The sequence below is a fragment of the Marinomonas rhizomae genome, from assembly GCF_024397855.1.
Lineage (GTDB): Bacteria > Pseudomonadota > Gammaproteobacteria > Pseudomonadales > Marinomonadaceae > Marinomonas > Marinomonas rhizomae_A.
This window is the reverse complement of sequence record NZ_CP073343.1, coordinates 3048088-3068603: the sequence shown is the minus strand read 5'-3', so window position 1 is coordinate 3068603 and position 20516 is coordinate 3048088. Positions and strand designations below refer to the sequence as shown.

Genomic DNA, 20516 nt, shown 5'->3' with positions numbered 1-20516 from the left:
GGGGCAGATCCCTTTTAAATAATGCCAGTATCAGTTCAACATCAGTCTGGTGTTTAAGGTATCTGCCCCCTTTAAGGTGATTTATGAGGGCTTAAAGTAGGGATGGATCGGGTTCTAGGCCCATCAATTCACGCCCAAATATTTGCGCGCAAACGTCGTAATCTGTGTAAGCGTGGGCGCCAGTGATATGGCTATCACGGAATAAGCGTTGTGCTTCTTTATCCAGATACCAATGACTTGCGCCCATGCTGCTGAATAAACGATCTACAGCATCAATACACATTTTCACCACATAAGCTTGGTTGGTTCGCCATTCTGCTAATTTTGCTCGATCAGGATATTGATGAGCTTCAGCGTATTCGGCGTGTTCATCCCATGTTTTTTCCAAAAAAGCTCGAGCTGCCATGACTTGATGGGTGGACTCAGCAATTCGTAATAGCGCAGGTGTGGCAGTACCCACTTTGGCGCCTGTATAGGCACGAATTCGACCTTGAGTTGCTTCTTTAAATGCTTCTAGCATGCGCTCTGCTATGCCTAAGCTGATCGCAGAGAAGCCAGATGCAAAGTAAGGTCGGTAAGGGGCGTAAAAAATCTTACTATCTGGGTATAAACCAAAGCCGCCAGACTTTCCTTCCATCATATCTTTGGCTTTTTGGATTCTGTGTTCTGGTACAAATTTGTCACGTATGACCAGTGTTTTAGTGCCGCTGCCTTTCATCGCGGCAGCATACCAATCATCGTCGATACTGTAGTCAGTCGCAGGAATCAGTGCAAAGCAGTGGTCCTTTGTACCTTCTTTGTTTTCTCTTAGAAAACCGCAAAGCGCCCATTGGGCATGTTCACAGCCGCTGCTCCAGCGCATATCCCCCGTAAAAATAACACCGCCATCGGTTTCTTGATATTTGCCAAAAGGGGCAATGCTGCTACTGGCCAACATATCGGGATTGTCTTGCCAAACATCGTCTTGTGCCTGTTTAGGAAACAAGGCAATTTGATGGCTGTGAGTGCAAAGTAAGCTAAACGCCCAAGCCGTACTCGCGCACGCCCCAGCAAGTGCCGCAATACAGTCGCCAAACTCTGGTAAGGAGTTCTCATAACCACCATAGACTTTAGGCAGAAAGGCTTTGTGTAATCCTACTTTTTTGAGCAGTTCAATATTTTCAGTAGGTACTTTTCTAAGATCTTCCGCTTTGTCTGCATTGCTAGCGATTTCAGGAAGTGCTTTTTTTAGCTCTTCCAATAATGGATTTTGACGTTTCATGTGATGTGTCCTCTTATTTTTTTTGTATCGAGTTTTTACAGTATTGATATTTGATGTTTTTTAAGGAATGTGTTTTTCAGGCAAAACTTAGGACTTTTCTAGAAAAAAAGAAAAAAGGGCTTTTATAGTGATTCATAAAAAGTGCAATAAATAATTAAAAAACACTTGAAATTAGTGAACATGTTAACTAATTTAGGGGTAGAACAAGGTCACAAAATAATGAATATACGACTAGGCTGAGTTGTTCTCGTTTCAATGTAAGACCAGCTTAAATTGTTAAACGATAGGGATAAAAATATCCCTATCGGGACATAGAAGGCGCTTGCTTGAGGGTGTAGGTTTGATCTGTATTACTAAAAAGGAACGATAAAAATGAAAAAACAAATATCTTTTGCTCTAAAAGCGCTGGTCGCTTCAACCTTAGTTATTTCTTCATTGGCAAGTACGGTGACATTCGCGGCAGACTACCCGAATCGACCGGTTAAATTCATCGTTCCATTTCCTCCTGGTGATTTGGAAGATGTTTTGACACGCGTTATTGCTGAAGAAATGTCGAAAGAAACTGGCGTACCAGCGACTGTGGTTAACAAGCCTGGTGGCGGTGGTGTACTTGGTGCAACGACAGTGGCGCAATCTCGTCCTGATGGTAGTGTGATTGGTTCTTTTGTGGTGGATCTAGTAACAAGCCAAGTCGTAGGCGGGAATGCTCCGTACCCTGCTGATGCGTTTGTTCCAGTTGGGATTTTTCTAGATTATCCATTTGTTCTTGCCGTTAAATCGGATGCGCCATACAGCACATTGCCGGAGTTGGCTGAGTATGCAAAAACACACGATGTGTCTTTAGGTCACTTTGGTTATGAAGCGACGCCAACGGCTGTTACTTTTCAAGCCGCGAAAAAATTAGGGTTTAAATTTGCCTCCGATTCAGCCTTTGATGCATTAGATTGTTCTGCATTAGCCAATGGCGATGCTGATGTTATCAATACAACGACACAACAAATTCTTCCTTGCTTGGATTCAAAAGATGTGAAGGTTTTAACTTCTTTCACATTCCAGCGTCTGTCTATTTTACCAGATGTACCAACTTTGAATGAAGTAGCGGGTATTTCTCAAACCCTATGGAATGGTTTGTTTGTGAAAAAAGGCACTCCGCAACCTATTATCGACAAAATTGCGGCTATTGCCGAGACGGCCCTTCAGTCACCTGACGTGTTGAAATTGCAAGAGAATACAGGTGCGAGTGTGTACTGGACAAACTCGAAAAACGCACAAAAGTTGATCGAACTTGACTTCGAAAATGCAAAAAAATTAGTAGCTGAGAATAAATAGTTATTCATTTTTTGCACATCGTATTGCTCAAAATAAAAAGAATGGTGGAAACATGGCTTTAGATATTATTAATCCTGCGACTAAGCAAACCTATAAGTCGATTCAGACTTCAACAGTAGACGACGTAAACAGTGCTGTTGAAAACGCTAAGATTGCTTTTAAGCAGTGGAGTGCGAAATCTCACGAAGAGCGTACAGCAGCCTTACATAATGTTGCTAATGCCATTGAGGCGGCAGCGCCTGAGCTGGCTGCAATCATTACAGCAGAGCAAGGAAAGCCATTGTTTCTTGCTCAGTTTGAAGTGGGCGGTGCTGTGGGATGGACTCACTACAACGCAGATTTAACACTCGAACCAGAAGTGCTGGAAGACAGTGAAGAGCGTCGTGTTGAGGTGCATCGTATGCCCGTTGGTGTCGTTGCCTCCATCACGCCTTGGAACTGGCCTTTAATGATTGCCATTTGGCATATCATGCCAGCCCTTCGTGCGGGCAATAGCGTGGTGATTAAGCCTTCTTCTTTGACGCCCATTAATACACTTCGTTTAGTCGATATTATTAATGAGCACACAATACCAAACTTAGTACAGTGTGTTATCGGTGAAAGAGAAGTTGGCGAACCTTTGGTATCGCATCCTGATGTTAAAAAAGTGGTCTTTACTGGTTCAACACCGGTAGGTAAGCGTATTGCTTCTTTGGTTGCCGGTGACCTGAAAAAGGTAACACTGGAACTGGGTGGTAATGATGCTGGGATTGTTTTAGAAAATGCCAATGTTGAGAAGATTGCCGAAAAGATTTTCATGACTTCTTTTGTCAATATGGGGCAAACATGCGCTTGTTTAAAACGCCTCTATGTCCACCGTTCTAAATATGAAGCTTTATGCGATGCTTTAGTAAAAATAGCCGCGGCGCAAGTTGTTGGTGATGGTACGCAAGAAGGCGTGACTTTTGGGCCTGTGCAAAACGTAAATCAGTATGAAAAGGTGAAAGCTATGATTGCTGATGCACGTGAATCTGGGGCTGAGGTTATTGCCGCAGATTTACCGTCTGGCTTAGATGGGTATTTTATTGCGCCTACCATTATTAAAGACCCACAGCACAGTATTGATGTGGTTTGTCATGAACAATTTGGTCCGGTGCTTCCTGTTATTCCTTACGATGATCTTAACGAGGTTATGTCAAAAGCTATTCACGAAGAGTTTGCTTTAGGTGGCTCTGTGTGGGGTGAGCCTTGCGCTGAACTAGATTGGGTTGTTGATCAGCTTGATTCAGGGACGGTATGGGTAAATAACCATGCAGAAGTGCTACCTCACGTCCCTTTTGGTGGTAATAAATCATCTGGATTGGGCGTCGAGTTTGGTATGGAGGGGTTGTTAGAGAACACGGTTCGTAAGGTTGTTAACCGAGCGAAGTAAGTTCTTACGCTGAAGTATAGCCATGGTTTAGATGGCTATATTTCGGAAGACCTTTGCATGACTACAGCGCTCACCAATACTTTGTTAAAAACAGACTTTAGATGTGTATTGATAAATCATGAACTCGGCCTCGGCTATCTGCGTCGCCTTAATAACTATATTCATGTAGTTATCTGCTTTTTCGTCTGTTTTATCTTTTCTTGGTTATGCTCGTGACATTGTGAAAGGCCTCTTGGAGTCCATAAATGCGAAATATTTTATATGCATCTGATTTAGAACAAGGGAGTCGAGTCGTACTGCGCGCAGCGTTAGAACAGGCTGCTTGCTCTAACGGCAAGATCTTTTTCCTGCATGTTTCTGATCAGTTTCACCGTGGTAATGATGACTCTTTTGTGGGGTTCAAATTAAAGAAAGCGCATGATGCGCATTTGGAATCGTTGAAAGACGAGATACGAACTTATATGAAGCTGCGAATCCATAATTTCGTTGCTGAAGAGTTGAGTGATATTGAGTTCAGTGAAGACAGCATTGACGTTGTGGTTCGTTTTGGCGACCCAGCTAAAAAAATTGTCGACACGATAAAAGATGTTGAGGCGAGCATGGTTGTAATGGGGGATCGTCGTGTCAATGCTTTGTCTCGTATGTTCCTAGGTTCAACGGCACAGAAAGTTATTCATAATACGACCGTGCCTGTTTTGATTGTGCCTATCTCTAATACTGTTGTTAGTAAAAAAGAGGGGGGTAAAAATGGAATATGAGCACCGTAAATCCAAGCTGTTTTTTCTGGTCATAACCATCGTTAGTGTCTATTTAATTTTTACTTATCAAAGCCACACTCTCGAAATTAAACGTGATCATGGTTGGTATACCCAGCCGTATGTCGCACCTTTATTTGGCTTGGGCATATTAGCATTTTTTTCTTTTATCAAACTCATGTTGGTGATTAGGCCGATAGAGGGAGAAAAAAGCTTGCTGGAAAGCTTTGTAGAAAGCCTAAGCTATTACCGTATGGTTGTTATTACTGGCATTCTTTTCTTTGTCTATGTCAACGCTATTACGATCCTTGGCTTTACTCTATCAACTCTGTTGTTTGTTTTGTCTATTGTTTGGCTTAGTCGTCTAATGTCGCGAATTTGGGTGCTGAACACCTTTATTGCTGTCGCATTAATTGTCCTAATCTTTAGAGTTGGGGTAAATATCTGGATTCCAGACGTGCTTTTGTATGAAACGCTATTCAGCGGTGAAACCCTTTGGTTTATGAATAAATACTTTTAGAGATTTTTATGGATTTAATAGCATTAGGTATCAATGAAGTATTTGGTAACGGCGTCATATGGGCTGTTATTATCGGTGCCCTTATTGGTGTCACTATCGGCTCCATTCCCGGGCTAGAACCCGCTGGTGTAATGGCGATATTGTTGCCTTTAACTTTTACAATGGAACCATTGTTTGGTGTGACATTATTGTTAGGGGTTTATGGTGGTGCTTGGTATGGCGGCGCTATCCCTGCCATATTAATGAATACACCAGGAACGCCGGTGGCTGTTCTTACCACTTATGATGGTTATCCCATGGCCAAACGTGGGGAAGGCAAAAAGGCGTTATCGATTGCCTATACGTCTTCATTTTTTGGTGGAATCGTCAGTGTTCTATCGTTAGTGTTTTTTGCACCGACTTTGTCTCAGGTCGCGACGCTATTTGGTAGCGCAGAATTTGCCATGCTGGCATTACTTGGGATGGTGTTTGTCGTGCTAGCGCACAATAAATATGCCCTTGAAGCTGCTGCTATGATTGGTCTTGGTATGTTTTTAGGTTCGGTCGGTATTGACCGATCTTTTAATACTCAAGTTTACACTTTTGACCAACCTTGGCTGTTAGCTGGGGTGCCATTAGTCCCCGCAGTGATTGGCCTTTTTGCTATGTCGCAAGCGTATGTACTGATTTCTGCAAAAGGTAATGACTCTTTTAAAACGAAGTTAGAGGGATCTGGGCGTTTTGAAGGCTTTTTTGTTTTGATGCGCAATAAAGTGACGGCAATACGTTCGGCAATTTTAGGGGTCGTGATGGGGCTATTGCCAGGCGTTGGCGAATTTGGATCCCAGTTCTTTTCCTATACTTTGGCACAGAAGTTTTCGAAGAATCCTGATGAATTCGGTAAAGGCGCTGAGGCAGGCATCGTCGCTTCAGAAACGTCAAATAATGCGGTAACAGCGTCTGTCTTGGTGCCTTTGTTAGCATTTGGTATTCCTGCTGATGCTTTAATGGCGATGCTACTGTCGGTATTTATGGTTCATAACTATACGCCAGGTCCAAGATTATTTACTGAACACCCTGAATTTATTTCCGGTCTGTATGTGGCTTTGTTCGTGATGAATATTTTTATCTTCATCTACTTAACTTTTGCTTCGAGGTTTATCGTAAATATTACTCGGATTCGTGGCCGTTTTATTGGTGCACTGATTTTTGTTCTCGGTTTCCTAGGGGCTTACAGTCAGAATTATCAGTTTACAGATGCCTTTATTGCACTCGGGTTCTCAGTGATTGGTTATATTATGAAAAGAAATAATATCCCCGCTGTGCCTATTATTTTAGGTTTGGTGTTGGGGCCAGTGTTCTTAAATCGCATGCGTCAGGCTTTAGGTGTATCTAATGGCAGTTTTGATGTCTTTTTAGATCGTCCAATTGCATTGACTTTATTTAGTGTGACTCTTTTATCTATTTTTGTATTTACTTATAGCAAAATTAGAGAAAAGCGTCGTGTAGCTTGATCATTAATATTCATAGGGTTTCAATTTAGGTTGAGGCCCTTTTTTATGGAAGTGGTTATGTTTGCTTTTAAAAATTCGAAAATAATAACAGAACAAAAGAACATCATTTTCTCATTAGAAAATAAAAACCAGCAACTTCAGTCACTAATGGATCAGCAGGACGCTAAAATAACGTTATTGGAAGAACAGTTATCTTCTCAAGGAAATACAGGGAATGGCTTAGACTTTACTACAAATTTATTAAGTGGAATGAGTGGGCTTTTAGTGCCTATTACGCAAATAGTGAATCAGGTATCTGAAGAGCTGTTTGAGCCAATGAGTAAAGTTGAAGAAGTCAAAAGTGAAAATCAAAAGAGTAATTTAGAGCTGAATAAACTTTGTGAAGCAACCAAGCTTATGTCTGAAGACGCAGAAAAAAGCTTAGTCGAAGTGCTAACCTTGCGAAGTTTAGCGACTGAGATCGATAGTTTTGCAGAGGTGATTAATAAAATATCTCAACAGACTAACTTGTTAGCACTGAATGCGGCTATTGAAGCGGCTCGCGCTGGTGAATATGGTCGCGGCTTTGCCGTCGTAGCTGATGAAGTGAGAGGATTGGCGAGTCGTGCAAGAGAGTCCAGCGATGAAATTTCGACACTGGTGCAGCGTATTCAAACCACAACCGCAGAAGTCGATCGACGAATTCAGGTGTTAAATGAAGGCATTAATTTACACCATGAGCATTCCGTTAATATCCAGTCAAGCATGGCCAAAACCAATACTACTTCTGAGCTCATTATTTCGGCGGCTTACAAAGCGATGCTGTACGGGCATGGATCGACTTCATTGTTTGAATTAGTAAATTTAAAAGATGCTTGGATTTCATCGTGGTTAAATGGGCTGCAAGTTAATAGTGATGTACTTGATATAAATAAAACCGTCTTCGCTGAGTGGTATATACATGGCGACGATGATGATTTTAATTATCGAAGTCATGACGCCTTTAAAGCCATTGAAGCTCCGTTATTTCGCCTATTTGAACTTGGTGAAAACTTACTGAAGAACACCTCGAGACAAGACTATGAGGCTGCAGAACCGCTTATTGATGAGATAAATAGCGCCATTCAAGAAATTGAAGTGGGCTTAGTAAAGGTTCAGCGTCATCTCTTAAGCTGCATCGAAAATCTATTGGATGCATAGCACAGTATTAGCGGCTTATTTTTGTGCTCAAATACAGTAGTGTGCAAAGGGTGCCACAGCAGGCCATCCGAAAATGCTTGAACGACCTTCTGGGGAATCATTTTTTATTTCGGTACACAGAAAAAGCATTCAACATTCATTGAATGCGTTTGCTTGTGTCGCATTTCTTTTATCAGACTTTCTATAAAGTGAAAGACATAGTAGGCTCACCATCAGTTAGTGCTACTGGTATTCTACTGTCTCCAAGGAGTGCAGTTTTGATTCATTATTATTGCTCCGTTTGTTTGTTGAATAGTCCACCAGCCATGTATTTAATCCCTGTATCGCATGCCACTGTAACAACGGTTTTACCTGGCCCTAATGTTTTGGCAAGTTTGATGGCGGCCACGACATTAAGTCCGGTAGATGTGCCTGCAAGAATACCCTCCTTTTCGGCTAGCTCTCGACACATTTTACGGCCTTCAAGTTCACATATTCCCCATGCTTCATCGTAGAGCTTTTCGTCTAGAAAGGGCGGAATAAAGCCAATACCGATACCTTCTACATGGTGCTCACCAGCATACCCTTTCGATATCATCGGAGAAGTGTCAGGCTCAAGCACGTAAATCTTCGTTTCAGGGTTAATTTGCTTCAATACTGTAGCAACGCCCATTATCATTCCAGCAACACCTGCCGCCCCACAAAATGCATCCACACCTTGTGGAAACTGTTTTGCAATTTCCTGGCCGATCACCTCGTAACCAATTAATGCATCGCGGTTTGAAAATTGGTCGGTGGGATAAAAATTCGCAAGTTTGCCATACTCAACAGATTGGCTAATCATCTTGGGAATCAGGTCAGCACTAATTTTTCCTGATTCACTGTGTATGATTTCTACATCTGCACCAAATGCATCCATAGTTTTTAATTTTTCTGAGGCAAAAGCATTCGACGATATGATTTTAAATTTATAACCTTTTACAGCACAAACGAATGCGAGTGAGGAGCCAGTGCTGCCTCCGCTTGCTTCCACGACCGTCATGCCTGCTTTTAATTCTCCCCGTTTTTCAGCTTCTTCGACCATTGTCTTTGCCATTCGATCTTTATAAGAGCCAGTAGGATTGAAATATTCCAGCTTTACATAAACATCAGCACAACCAGCGGGGAGGATGTTATTAAGCTTAACAACAGGCGTGTTACCGATTGCTTCAAGCATGTTGTTGCACGTTAGGACATTTTTATTCATATAGCTACTCCCGACATAGCTATATCAACTGAGCTTTTGCCCATTGTTTGTGAGCCTACGTATTGTTCGGAAAAAGCTGGCCTTGTGAAAATTTTTCGGACTAATGGCTCAAAATATTCTAAAGGTTTGGTAGGGTAATCTGGGTCGAATGATGCTTGATCCCATTTCTCGCAGAAATCGACGCACTTTTGATACCAAGGGTGGTCTTTGAGGTAGTCACGTTCATTAGGGTTGCCGCCATAAAAGTGAATATAGTAATAATTTTGGAATAAGCCATGTTGATTAATAATCCATGTAACCTCAGGCCTCACGTATGGACGTATAATTGAAGCGGCAAGTTGCGAATGATTGTATGGTGAAAGATCATCTCCTATGTCATGTATAAGCGCAGCAAGGACCATCTCTTCGTCTGCGCCATCAGCTTCTGCTCGAGTTGCTGTTTGTAAAGAATGTTCTAACCTTGTCACTTGATAACCTGACAAGCTGTTTTCAAGGTTTCTAAGAGCGCTAAGAATTCTATCAGGCAAGCCCGCTGCGTAGTCACTTTCATGCTTTTCTAAAAAATCGTATTCTTCTTTTGTGCCATCTTTCATTTGGCGAAACTGTACTTTTTCCATTTCTTTCTCCTGCTGGTTTTAGGTTTACGCTAAGAGCCTTCTTTTGAGAGCTAAATAACGGCCTTTAGGCTCATCAAGATCGATATAGGCTCCCTGTAAATGACGAAGTCCTTCATTCGGGTCAAAAGAGGTTCGACCATGTAAGACTCGAGTATTATGGAACATTTGAAGCTGACCTGGTTCCAGTTTGAAGCGCCATTCAAAGCGTGCATCGGAGAATAACAGACCCAATCTCTTGCGTGCTCTATGAAATACTTTTAGTTCTTCTGGTTGCAATAATGGTAAGAAATCCAATCTGGGACTGTAGGCGACGCCTTCGACTCGTCCAGCCGAGTCCAGCTGAATCATGGTGCGGCGCTCAATGAGGTCGACATCTTGATCAAAGTGACGGTAGCGAACAGGTATTGTGCTTAGTAGTTTTACGCCATGCGGGTCTTCTTTACGTAGCTGCTCTATAACAGAAAGACTATCAACAAGTGTTGATAGTCCACCTGTAGTTTCATTTTTAATACAATGCAGTAGCTGTATGCCAGGCATTGGGTCTCGATAAGGGTTATCAGTATGTGGTCCAAGAGATACGGAACGATAGGCTAAATCGTTAGAGTCTGGTCGGGTATAAACTTCAAAATATTTACCGAAGTTAGTTTGACGGACATGTCCGAAAAATTCGGCGACCTCTAGGACAGTGTCCGAGCGCTCAGGTACGCCGTTAACGATAATAAGGCCGTATGTTATAAAGGTTTTTAGTGCATTAAAAAGACCTTTTTCTGATCTTAGGTCTTCATATTCCACATAGAAATTAGATTTATCGACATCGCTTAACCATGGCTTTGGTTCTGGTGCCCCATCCCAAATGTCAAAATCAGCATCAAATTCATTTATGTTATAAGTTCCTTCATAACCATCGCTGAATGAGATTTGTAGTTTATCTGCAGATAGAGACTCTATTTTCTTAACGCGAAGGTCTTCTGGAAGTTGATGTGGATCGAAAAGGCGTTGCTTGGTTACTCTGTCTAAGTGCAGTTCGTCTTGACAGCGCTCTCGAAGCCATAGAGCAGGTAGCTCAATGCTCTCCCCTTCAAACTGGCCTAGCAAAGCATTATTCTCTTTATTGACTGAAAATGTTACTTGTTTCATATTTGTCTCTCCCATATATTGGTATCAGTATCTGTTATATTCTTTCCACAAGGCAGACTTAAATTCTAATGTGTTACATGCAGAAATCTAATGATAAAAGAAACTGACTTTCCATCTATCTCGGCACTTATTGCTTTTGAAATGACTGTAAAAAAAGGCTCTATGACCGCTGCAGCCAGAGAATTAGGTATCACTCAGCCATTAGTCTCTCAACGCATTCGAGCGTTAGAGGAATATGTAGGAGGTATCTTACTTGACAGGTCTAAAAAGCCGATTGTAACAACCGATGCAGGACAAAAATTTTACAAAGACATGAAAAATGGCTTAGGTCCCCTTTTATCTTCGTTAGAAAAAGTCAAATCTAACTTGACTGCAACAAAAGTAAAGGTGTCTATTAGCGCCTATTTTGGCTTTGCCTTTTATTGGCTGATGCCCAAGTTGACAGAATTACAACGCCAGTTCCCAGATTACCTATTTGAAATCCGTCCAACGAATAGTAAGCAGGATATGCTTTCATTAAATTCCGATATCTCGTTTCATTTCTGTAATGAATTAGGCCAATATCAGTTTGAAAAACTACTTATCGAGGAAGAAGTTTTTCCAGTATGTTCTCCCGAATTGGCAAAAAAATTAAATCTATCACCAGGTAAAACCTTGGGGGATTTGAGATCACTTCCACTTTTACATAAAGATCAGAATGACCCTAGGTGGATAAATTGGTACAACTGGGCATCTACATTGGGGGTCAATATTTCGGATCAGCCTATTATATTTTGTTATCAAAATTACCCGCTTGTTGTTGAGGCTGCCATTGCCGGTCAAGGTCTTTGTCTGGGGTGGAAAGGTTTGTTAGATAAACAGATTGAAGAAGGCAAGTTAATTGCATTCAACCCCATCCTTAAATCTCCACGGCGTGGATACCATATTTGCTCTGATTATAAATCCACTGCCGCAATCGGATTGGTTATCGATTGGTTTATTAATGAAGTAAATAAATAGCGATTAATTAAAGTCGATAACTTGATAGCGCAACGCCGCAGACTTGCTTAAACACTTAATTAAAATGGCTTTGGTCTTTCTTTTCTTCGGATTAGCCTTGGTTTAATACGGCATCACGCCATTTGGCAGGGGAAATATGCTGCCAGTTTTGAAACGCTCGGAAGAAAGAAGCCTGATCCTCATAGCCCAACATATAGGCAATTTCACTTAATTCGTAACTGGCATTACGTAAATAATCCAATGCCAGTTCATGCCTAGTATCAGACAGAATTGCCTGAAAACTTCCTCCTTCACTACTAAGTTGGCGTTGTAATGAACGTTCACTAATTGCTAGTTCGCGGGCAATTGCTTTCAGCTCGGGACGCCCAGCGGTCAATGTTTTTCTGAGCAACCAGCGAACTTTATTGGTGTAAGATGAATTGGCTTGATATTGATCTAATTGCTCATTCAAAGCTTTATCAAGCATGGAGGTGAGTTCTTCATTGAACTTGATAAAAGGTAGCTCCAATTCCTGTGTGTTCAAATAAAGGGCATCTTGTTCTGCATTCCATTTGATAGGGCATTGAAAATAGTCCATGACTGCTTCTGATTTAGACCGCCGTAGTTCCAGTTTGATTTGCTTTAATGGTGTTTCGGTGCCATGGCGTCCAAGTGCGATAATGGAGCTAAAGGTTGCATCTGTTAGAGAATGTGGGGGAGGGTCTTCTGCATAAATCCAATGTGTAATAATTTTTACATACGGACCGGCAATTTCGAGTTTCAGTTCTTCTGGCGCGCACAGTGCTTTAAAACGGACTACGCGTTGTAAGGCATCACGAAATGTTCTGGCATGATAAGCCACTAAAAATGACGGCGGCAATGTGCTGCTATCCAGTAATGTCATCAGTTCAATGCCAACATCAGCACCCTTAAGCTGTTCCAATGCGTTCCAAAGCGCAAAAAATTGCGCTGTGGATACTTTACTTTGGGTATGGCCAATTGATAAAGGTAAACCCGCCAACCGAATTAATTGAGAGCGGCTGATATCTAACTTATCAATTGCTAACCAAAATACTGTTGGAAGTGTGTTTCGATCCGGAGTGCTCATTTGGCTTGATAACCACCATCAATATTTAAGGTATGACCAATGACAAAACTTGCTTCATCGGAAAGTAGCCATGCAATTCCATTAGCTATTTCTTCTGGATAGCCCAAACGATTAATTGGGTGCATGGCTGCAAGCCCTTCTTCATTGGCGGCAATATGCTCTGCGATAATGTCTGTTCTGATAGCCCCCGGTGCAACCGCATTAATACGAATACCTTGAACTGCATGGTCTATTGCCGCAGACTTTGTAAGCCCGACTACAGCATGTTTGGTAGCCACATAAGTCCCCGTCATTGGTACACCGTTTAATCCAGCAATAGACGCTAAGTTTACAATCGCGCCACCACCTTGCTTAAGCATCTGAGCAATTTCATTTTTCATGCAGTAATAGACGCCCATCACATTCACATCAATCATTTCATTAAACTTTTTCGTATCAGATTGATCAAGCGTTGCGGCTTCGTTATAGACACCTGCATTGTTAACTGCCATATCTAGGCGCCCAAATTCAGAGACTACCTGAGCAATCATTTGCTGGATAGCTGTTTCGTCCGTCACATCGTTGCGAATAAACTTAACTTTAGCTCCCTTAATAGAAACGGACTCAATTTCAGTAATTGCGTCGTTAGCCAATTCCTCTCGGCGTCCTGAAATAACCACATTCATGCCTTGGCTAGCCAGCTTTTTAGCGGTGGCCTTACCAATTCCTGTTGCTCCACCTGTAATAAGTGCTGTTTTAATTGTCATGTTGATGCCTATATCGCTGTCATTAATGTCGATCAATTGTAAGAGAAATTATGAGTGAATTAGTTGCAAATCGCGCCAATGATGTTGCGTAAGGCGCCAATATTTGTGCCATGTATTGGAGAATGATTAGTTTGGCCCTGAACGGAGTCTGGATTTTGTTAAAGCCAAAAAACCAACAACAATCTAGGGGAAATTCCTTTGCATAAGAAAACCTTATGTTATCCATTAGTTTATACCTAGTTTACAAGCTTCTAAATGTTGCTCATTATCGATTAACGTATTTCAAATAACAGATGAATCTAGTTATAACGTTAATAATAAACAACTAACTTATTAATTAGTTTTGTCAATATTTTGGGTATAGATACGAAAAAGTGGAAAGATAATTTTAGAGAGATGAAAAGGATATAATAACTCAATAAATAAAATAAAAAATTAAATCAACAGGTTTAAATAAGGATCACATATGACACGAAAAACGTTTTACCTAAAATGTAAATTGCAATGTGAAGGGGCGGGATATGACCGATAAAAAATCTAACCCCACCAATAATAAAGGTGATATGCAAACAGCTTATGTTGTCGGGCAAGACAATATTGTAGGTACATTTGGACCATTAGGCTTTGATATCCACAACCGAGTATTCATAATATCCTCTCTTACATCCATCATTTTCATTTTACTTACTCTGGCTTTTCCAGCGGAAGCAGGTAACATCTTTCAATCCATAGTGTCTTTCTCAACCAAAACACTGGATTGGTATTTCTTAGGTCTTGTTGATTTTTTCATATTGTTTTGTGTATTTCTTGCTATTTCCCCCTACGGTTCAGTCCGTCTAGGAGGGGAAAATGCCAAACCAGATCACAGCTACTTATCTTGGTTTGCTTTACTATTTACTGCAGGTATAGGAATCGGGCTGTTATTCTTCAGTGTGTTAGAGCCTGTATATCACGGTAACGTATCTTTACCTTTAGGTATCACATCTCCTTTTGCCGCCAATGGAGAACTTATACCAAGCGCAGTAGAAGAAGCGACCGCTATGGGGCTTGCCGGAACCTTCCTTCACTGGGGGATTCATGGTTGGGCAGTTTACGTTATCATGGCTCTAGGTCTAGGTATATTTACCTATAACAAAGGTTTACCATTTTCAATTCGTTCAGTTTTCTTTCCAATATTTGGTGATCGCGTTTGGGGATGGACGGGCGACATGATTGATGTACTGGCCGTGTTTTCTACTCTCTTTGGCTTGGCTACGTCACTAGGACTTGGTGCAAAACAGGCAAATGCTGGAATGAATTTCATATTTGGTATGGAAGTCAATACAACAACTCAAGTGATTGTAATCACATTAGTGACGGCCGTTGCATTAGTGTCAGTATGGCGTGGACTAGAGGGAGGGGTGAAAAAGCTTTCTGAAATAAATATGGTCATGGCTGTACTTTTCTTCCTATTTGTATTGTTTGCTGGCCCAACTTTGGTAGGTTTAAACGGCTTCTGGACGGGGTTAACTAAATACGTTACGGAATTTATTCCATTATCTGCTCCATTTGGCCGTGATGATGACGCTTATCGCCAAGGATGGACTGTATTCTACTGGGCTTGGTGGATTAGTTGGGCGCCATTTGTCGGCATGTTCATTGCGCGCGTCTCACGTGGTCGTACTGTTCGAGAATTTGTGATTTGTGTACTTATCGTTCCAAGTCTGTTCATTTTTATCTGGATGGGGGTGTTTGGTGGTATTGCACTGGATCAGTTATATGCTGACCCAAACAACAGCTTGGTCAAGGAATATGTGATAGACAGCTATCGGCCTGAACTATCACTTTTCGGTATGCTAAATGAGTTGCCACTATCGGGTTTTACATCAATTGTTGGTATCATTTTGGCATTGGTGTTCTTTGTAACCTCCTCAGATTCTGGCTCACTGGTTATCGATACTATTACGGCTGGTGGTAAAGTTGATGCACCGCGCCCACAGCGTATATTTTGGGCTGTAGTTGAAGGCTTAATTGCTATCGTATTATTAATCGGTGGTGGCTTATCTGCGCTTCAAGCGGGGGTAACAGCAACAGCTATTCCGTTCTCTATTTTAATGCTACTGATGTGCTACTGCATTGTCATAGCTCTCAGAGGTGAGCGAAATAAGTAAAACGCAGTTTTCAGTAAATAGATGTTTTCAGTAAGTAAAAGCTTTCAGTGTACTCTCGAACCTTACCGTTCTTGGTATTCTGAAAGTTTTTTTACTATTGACTTCAGGTTATGTTTTACTCAGTCGAGAGGGAGGATCACTTGTATTAATTGCGCTGTTTTTGCGCAGTTTCCAGTACCCATTGTTTAAATGTTTCGGCATTTGGGTGCAGGAATTTTTGGGCAGTATGAGTTAAGAAAAACGCTTCCGATGTTTCTAATTTTTGTTCGAAAGGCGCGATAAGGCTACCTTCCTTCAACATTTCTGCTACCAGGGACGTTCGACCTATTGCAAAGCCTTGTCCAAGTTTAGCCATTTCTAGCGCGGAAATTAGAGTGTCAAATTGGATGCCTAAGCCATTGTCAGAATAATCCATATTGGTTTGATTTAGCCAATAACCCCAGCCCTCTTCATAACCTAATACATGCAATAGTCTGTGTTCTGACAATATGTCTGTTTGTAATGGTAGTGAATGATCTCTTATTAGATCGGGGCTGCATACAGGAAATAGTTCATCCCAAGTGAGCCTTTCTGCTTTTACATCAGACCAAATACCTCTACCATAGCGAATATTTAAGTCGGTTTCTCGTTCTTTCTCTCGCTCTTTTTCTGTTCCTTCTTGCCAAATGTTGCTGGTAAAGCGTATACGAATGTCTGGATGTTTTTCATAAAAAAACGGCAATTTTGGGGCAAGCCAGGTGGTAAAAAAGACCAAGCTGACTCTGATAGTTACCTGTTTGCTTTGTCCCTGACCAAATAACTCATCTGTCACAGCGGTTAAGCGATTAATGGATTCATGAATGGCCGGCACATAGGCTAACCCTGCATCTGTTAGTGCTAAACCTCTTGGTAAGCGTTTAAAGAGTAAGGTGCCTAACTGAGACTCTAGGCTTTTTACTTGTTGGCTAATAGCCGCTTGAGTGAGGTTTAGTTCATTCGCAGCTTGGGTGAAATTTAAGTGACGGGCTGAAGCTTCAAAGGAACGAAGCCAATTGAGCGGTGGTAATCTTTTTTTCATGCTTGTTATCTCAACATAAGTTCCTACGTCGGCTATAAATCATGTCTCCAAATATTTGAAATATTGCCCTGAGTTAATAATTTTTCTGGTAGTGCAATTTTATCTTTATTTGGTATCAAAATAATTATTTTTTTAATGCTATAACTAAAAAAGGGAAGATAACTCGCGTTATCTTCCCTTTGGTAAATTTAATAGTTATTTCATTGTTGGCATAGAAAACTCAATACCTTCGCGGACGCCAGCAGAAGGCCAGCGTTGAGTGACAGTTTTGCGTTTGGTGTAAAAACGAACGGCATCAGGACCATAAGCATGAAGGTCACCAAAGAGTGAACGTTTCCAACCGCCAAAGCTGTGATAAGCGACAGGAACTGGCAATGGGACGTTAATGCCGACCATGCCTACTTGAATGTTATCAGAGAAGTAACGCGCTGCTTCGCCATCACGAGTGAAGATACAAGTACCGTTACCGTACTCGTGAGCATCAATCAGATCCATGGCCTCTTGCATTGTGTTCACTCGAACGATTTGCAGGACAGGGCCAAAAATCTCATCTTTGTAACTAATCATCTCAGGGCTAACATTGTCGATTAATGTCGCACCCACATAGAAGCCATTTTCATAGCCTTTTATTTTAACGTTACGTCCATCAACAACGATTTTTGAGCCTTGTTGTTCCGCGCTATTGATATAGCCAATAACTTTTTCTTGATGTGTTTTGGTGATAACAGGACCAAAGTCATTGCTCGCATCAGAGTAAGGACCCACATTTAGCGTTTGCATAGCGGCTTGCATCTTCTCGGCAAGTGCGTCTCCAGCGGCATCGCCAACTGTCACTGCTACAGAAAGTGCCATGCAGCGTTCGCCAGAGGAACCAAATGCCGCGCCAACTAATTGATTGACTGCATTGTCCATATCCGCATCAGGCATCACTATTGCGTGGTTTTTTGCTCCGCCTAGGGCTTGGCAACGCTTACCATTGGCGTTCGCTGTGGTGTAAATGTATTCTGCAATTGGAGTGGAACCCACAAAGCTAACGGCCTTAATTCGGTCATCATTCAATAGAGTATCAACGGCTTCTTTATCACCGTTAATAACATTCATTACACCGTCAGGAAGTCCTGCTTCTTTTAGTAGTTGGGCTATAAACAATGTTGAGCTTGGGTCACGCTCAGAAGGTTTAAGAATAAAGCAATTACCACATACCAAGGCCATTGGGAACATCCACAAAGGCACCATAGCAGGGAAGTTAAAGGGGGTGATACCTGCGACAACGCCCAGAGGCTGGAATTCACTCCAAGAGTCGATATTCGGACCGACATTTTTACTGTGTTCACCTTTTAGAAGTTCTGGTGCACCACATGCATACTCGACGTTTTCAATGCCGCGTTGAAGTTCACCTGCAGCATCATGACTGATTTTACCGTGCTCTTCACCAATCATTTTACAAATGATATCGGCATTTTTTTCTAGTAGATTTTTGAAGTTGAACATAACTCGAGCGCGTTTGATCGCTGGCGTATTGCGCCAAGCTGGATAAGCTGCCTGCGCAATAGCGATCGCTTCTTCTACTGTCTTTTTAGAAGCCAAATCGACTTGTTTGCTTACCTCTCCAGTGGATGGGTTGTATATCTCCTGTTGGCGAGTTCCTTCGATAACGATTTCACCATTAATTAGTTGCCCAACTGTGTTCATTATTATTTTCCTATAATTAACGTTCCAAATATTGGTTTTCTATATGCATTCAAATTTAATTTAAAATCTTTACAACCAAAGTTTTTTATACAATTCAATAACTTCTGATGCACTGGGAACTTTTGGGTTGTTATTTGGAGAGCCTGATGCTAATGCTTGCTCTGCCATTGTGTTTAAAAGTCCCATGAAGTGTTCTTTGTTAATACCAAACTCTTCCAGTGTTGGTACTTGCAACTCTTTATTGAGGGCTTTTAATTCTTCAATCAGTTTGATATTCGCACTGTTATCGCTATCCTGCTCAGAAGCTACTCCCATTGCCCGAGCACAATTGGCATAACGTTTGATGGCAGCAGGAATAGAATACTCGGTGATAGTTGGAAGCAACATAGCGTTGGATAAACCATGTGGCACATGAAAAGCTGCACCTATAGGTCGACTCATCCCATGAACTAAGGCAACAGAAGCGTTGGAGAAGGCCACTCCCGCTAGGGTAGAGCCTAACATCATTGCTTCACGTGCTGTTTCGTCTGAACCGTCGTGATACACACGACGTAGATTCGGAGCAATAAGACGCATAGCTTCTAGTGCTTGCGTGTCACTATAAAGGCTCGCTTTTTTACTTACATACGCTTCCATTGCATGGGTTAACGCATCTATTCCGGTATCAGCTGTTGTACGTGCGGGTAAAGATAGCGTTAAATTGTAATCGACTAAAGCTGCTATAGGCATAAAACCGACGCCCATACAGAGCATTTTTTCGTCTGTGGTTTCGTCGGTAATGATGGTTACTTTAGTGACTTCTGAACCTGTTCCTGCCGTTGTTGGGATGGCTATAATAGGTAAACCTGATTCAGTAATGACCCGCGGAAATTTATAATCGCGCATTTCGCCACCAAATTTACCTAGTATGCTGATGGCTTTAGCACTGTCGATTGGGCTTCCACCACCTAGGGCAATAATGCTGTCGTAATTACCTTTTTTTACTTTGTTAACGCCTGATTGAATTGATGCAACAGTGGGTTCTGGTACGGTGTCATCAAAGATATCAGCCGACATGTTTTGCTCTGCTAGAACTGCTTGGATTTTTTCCGCATAGCCTAACTGCACCATCATTTTATCTGTGATGATTAGTGGGCGGCGGCAACCTAGACTCTCAAGAATCGATGGCGTGGCACGACTGGCATCTTTGCCGACTTGTAGCATTCGTGGAAGAATAATTTGAGTAGACATATGGTTCCCTACTATATAAGTGTTTTAAGAAAATTGATTGGGTCCATTATTAGGTTTAAAACAGTTTGAAACTGCTTGTTTTTTTTAAACCGTTTTACTGTAAAGTGCTTTTGCAAGGCTTGGTTCGATTGCTGTGAATAATGCAATTGCGATCACTAGCAGGACTGAGCCGACAGCTAAAATTGGTTAGGTGCCGCAGAGGGATCCTTATTTTAGGGAGAGCATAAGCTTTGTTGTTCATCGTGTAGGCCTCGCCATCGCGCTAAAGCTTTTCGAAATCACTAAACTTATTAACGTTTTAGTTTGGTGATCTAAACCGATGAGACTAGGGGACGTTATATTATTCATATTGCCATTCTCACTTTTATTTTTATTTTATTGTTAAGGTGTTTTTATACTCATTTACTCGAAAAAACATTGTTATGAATCTTTTTGAAACTGAGAAGCAATAAAAAATCTACCTAAGCCCTCAAAAAATTTATGACTCAATTTTATTTTTTAGATATAAAAAAAATGATATCTCAGACTAATTTTATTTTGCTGGTTCGCTGTTTAATTCACTCCTAGTATTCTGCTTTCGACGTCTATTGGATGATGTTTTTAGTTGACAATTATGTCGTCTAAACCT

At 41.5% G+C, this 20516-nt stretch carries 16 protein-coding genes and 1 pseudogene; 8 read left to right on the top strand and 9 right to left on the bottom strand.

Annotation, left to right across the window (positions count from 1 at the left end; translation table 11 throughout):
* Positions 1-91: 91 nt before the first annotated feature.
* Entirely contained in the window at positions 92-1261 is a 1170-nt protein-coding gene (locus KDW99_RS14445; protein ID WP_255825704.1) for a p-hydroxyphenylacetate 3-hydroxylase oxygenase component, read from the bottom strand.
* Positions 1262-1633: 372 nt separating this feature from the next.
* Between KDW99_RS14445 and KDW99_RS14440 the strand changes: the two genes are divergently transcribed.
* The 6 genes and pseudogenes from KDW99_RS14440 to KDW99_RS20540 all read left to right on the top strand — a co-directional run.
* Entirely contained in the window at positions 1634-2590 is a 957-nt protein-coding gene (locus tag KDW99_RS14440; protein ID WP_255825703.1) for a tripartite tricarboxylate transporter substrate binding protein, read from the top strand.
* A 52-nt stretch (positions 2591-2642) separates the two neighbouring features.
* Positions 2643-4001: an aldehyde dehydrogenase family protein gene (locus KDW99_RS14435; protein WP_255825702.1), complete on the top strand. Its 1359-nt coding sequence runs from the start codon at positions 2643-2645 to the stop codon at positions 3999-4001.
* Positions 4002-4246: 245 nt separating this feature from the next.
* A complete protein-coding gene (locus KDW99_RS14430; protein ID WP_255825701.1) occupies positions 4247-4759 on the top strand; it encodes a universal stress protein in 513 nt (170 codons plus the stop codon).
* Positions 4749-5276 (top strand): hypothetical protein, encoded by a 528-nt coding sequence (locus KDW99_RS14425; RefSeq protein WP_255825700.1) that lies wholly within the window; start codon positions 4749-4751, stop codon positions 5274-5276. Before KDW99_RS14430 ends, KDW99_RS14425 begins: the two co-directional genes overlap by 11 nt.
* Before the next feature lie 8 nt (positions 5277-5284).
* Positions 5285-6769 carry a tripartite tricarboxylate transporter permease gene (locus KDW99_RS14420; protein WP_255825699.1) on the top strand — a complete coding sequence of 495 codons (1485 nt, stop codon included), beginning with the start codon at positions 5285-5287 and terminating at the stop codon, positions 6767-6769.
* Positions 6770-7234: 465 nt separating this feature from the next.
* Positions 7235-7948: pseudogene (locus tag KDW99_RS20540) on the top strand (methyl-accepting chemotaxis protein); the annotation flags it as partial.
* Between the two features lie 268 nt (positions 7949-8216).
* Here KDW99_RS20540 and KDW99_RS14410 read toward each other — a convergent pair.
* From KDW99_RS14410 to KDW99_RS14400, 3 genes are read right to left on the bottom strand one after another with little or no spacing between them, the layout of a single operon-like run.
* Positions 8217-9173: a PLP-dependent cysteine synthase family protein gene (locus KDW99_RS14410; RefSeq protein ID WP_255825697.1), complete on the bottom strand. Its 957-nt coding sequence runs from the start codon at positions 9171-9173 to the stop codon at positions 8217-8219.
* Positions 9170-9790 carry an HD domain-containing protein gene (locus tag KDW99_RS14405; RefSeq protein WP_255825696.1) on the bottom strand — a complete coding sequence of 207 codons (621 nt, stop codon included), beginning with the start codon at positions 9788-9790 and terminating at the stop codon, positions 9170-9172. Before KDW99_RS14405 ends, KDW99_RS14410 begins: the two co-directional genes overlap by 4 nt.
* A 24-nt stretch (positions 9791-9814) precedes the next feature.
* Entirely contained in the window at positions 9815-10927 is a 1113-nt protein-coding gene (locus KDW99_RS14400) for a TauD/TfdA family dioxygenase (protein WP_255825695.1), read from the bottom strand.
* A 90-nt stretch (positions 10928-11017) separates the two neighbouring features.
* Between KDW99_RS14400 and KDW99_RS14395 the strand changes: the two genes are divergently transcribed.
* The gene (locus tag KDW99_RS14395) at positions 11018-11926 is read left to right on the top strand and encodes a LysR family transcriptional regulator (protein WP_255825694.1); all 909 of its coding nucleotides are present in this window, start codon (positions 11018-11020) and stop codon (positions 11924-11926) included.
* Positions 11927-12017: 91 nt separating this feature from the next.
* On the opposite strand, the gene KDW99_RS14390 is transcribed toward KDW99_RS14395, so the two are convergent.
* Together KDW99_RS14390 and KDW99_RS14385 are read right to left on the bottom strand one after the other, a co-directional pair.
* A complete protein-coding gene (locus KDW99_RS14390) occupies positions 12018-13013 on the bottom strand; it encodes an AraC family transcriptional regulator (RefSeq protein ID WP_255825692.1) in 996 nt (331 codons plus the stop codon).
* Complete coding sequence (locus KDW99_RS14385; protein WP_255825691.1) at positions 13010-13759, bottom strand: SDR family NAD(P)-dependent oxidoreductase; 750 nt, start codon at positions 13757-13759, stop codon at positions 13010-13012. The genes KDW99_RS14390 and KDW99_RS14385 overlap by 4 nt, the downstream gene beginning before the upstream one ends.
* A gap of 521 nt (positions 13760-14280) precedes the next feature.
* On the opposite strand from KDW99_RS14385, the gene KDW99_RS14380 reads away from it, so the two are divergent.
* Positions 14281-15909 (top strand): BCCT family transporter, encoded by a 1629-nt coding sequence (locus KDW99_RS14380; RefSeq protein WP_255825689.1) that lies wholly within the window; start codon positions 14281-14283, stop codon positions 15907-15909.
* A gap of 145 nt (positions 15910-16054) precedes the next feature.
* Here KDW99_RS14380 and KDW99_RS14375 read toward each other — a convergent pair whose 3' ends face one another.
* From KDW99_RS14375 to KDW99_RS14365, 3 genes are all read right to left on the bottom strand, one after another.
* Positions 16055-16966: a LysR substrate-binding domain-containing protein gene (locus KDW99_RS14375; protein ID WP_255825688.1), complete on the bottom strand. Its 912-nt coding sequence runs from the start codon at positions 16964-16966 to the stop codon at positions 16055-16057.
* A gap of 195 nt (positions 16967-17161) precedes the next feature.
* Positions 17162-18658 (bottom strand): CoA-acylating methylmalonate-semialdehyde dehydrogenase, encoded by a 1497-nt coding sequence (locus tag KDW99_RS14370; protein WP_255825686.1) that lies wholly within the window; start codon positions 18656-18658, stop codon positions 17162-17164.
* Between the two features lie 69 nt (positions 18659-18727).
* Entirely contained in the window at positions 18728-19888 is a 1161-nt protein-coding gene (locus KDW99_RS14365) for an iron-containing alcohol dehydrogenase (protein ID WP_255825685.1), read from the bottom strand.
* Positions 19889-20516: the final 628 nt, after the last annotated feature.

Excerpts from the sequence above, each read along its gene's own strand:
- KDW99_RS14445 (WP_255825704.1), bottom strand. The coding sequence starts at position 1,261 with ATGAAACGTCAAAATCCATTATTGGAAGAGCTAAAAAAAGCACTTCCT.
- KDW99_RS14440 (WP_255825703.1), top strand. The coding sequence starts at position 1,634 with ATGAAAAAACAAATATCTTTTGCTCTAAAAGCGCTGGTCGCTTCAACC.
- KDW99_RS14435 (WP_255825702.1), top strand. The coding sequence starts at position 2,643 with ATGGCTTTAGATATTATTAATCCTGCGACTAAGCAAACCTATAAGTCG.
- KDW99_RS14430 (WP_255825701.1), top strand. The coding sequence starts at position 4,247 with ATGCGAAATATTTTATATGCATCTGATTTAGAACAAGGGAGTCGAGTC.
- KDW99_RS14425 (WP_255825700.1), top strand. The coding sequence starts at position 4,749 with ATGGAATATGAGCACCGTAAATCCAAGCTGTTTTTTCTGGTCATAACC.
- KDW99_RS14420 (WP_255825699.1), top strand. The coding sequence starts at position 5,285 with ATGGATTTAATAGCATTAGGTATCAATGAAGTATTTGGTAACGGCGTC.
- KDW99_RS14410 (WP_255825697.1), bottom strand. The coding sequence starts at position 9,173 with ATGAATAAAAATGTCCTAACGTGCAACAACATGCTTGAAGCAATCGGT.
- KDW99_RS14405 (WP_255825696.1), bottom strand. The coding sequence starts at position 9,790 with ATGGAAAAAGTACAGTTTCGCCAAATGAAAGATGGCACAAAAGAAGAA.
- KDW99_RS14400 (WP_255825695.1), bottom strand. The coding sequence starts at position 10,927 with ATGAAACAAGTAACATTTTCAGTCAATAAAGAGAATAATGCTTTGCTA.
- KDW99_RS14395 (WP_255825694.1), top strand. The coding sequence starts at position 11,018 with ATGATAAAAGAAACTGACTTTCCATCTATCTCGGCACTTATTGCTTTT.
- KDW99_RS14390 (WP_255825692.1), bottom strand. The coding sequence starts at position 13,013 with ATGAGCACTCCGGATCGAAACACACTTCCAACAGTATTTTGGTTAGCA.
- KDW99_RS14385 (WP_255825691.1), bottom strand. The coding sequence starts at position 13,759 with ATGACAATTAAAACAGCACTTATTACAGGTGGAGCAACAGGAATTGGT.
- KDW99_RS14380 (WP_255825689.1), top strand. The coding sequence starts at position 14,281 with ATGACCGATAAAAAATCTAACCCCACCAATAATAAAGGTGATATGCAA.
- KDW99_RS14375 (WP_255825688.1), bottom strand. The coding sequence starts at position 16,966 with ATGAAAAAAAGATTACCACCGCTCAATTGGCTTCGTTCCTTTGAAGCT.
- KDW99_RS14370 (WP_255825686.1), bottom strand. The coding sequence starts at position 18,658 with ATGAACACAGTTGGGCAACTAATTAATGGTGAAATCGTTATCGAAGGA.
- KDW99_RS14365 (WP_255825685.1), bottom strand. The coding sequence starts at position 19,888 with ATGTCTACTCAAATTATTCTTCCACGAATGCTACAAGTCGGCAAAGAT.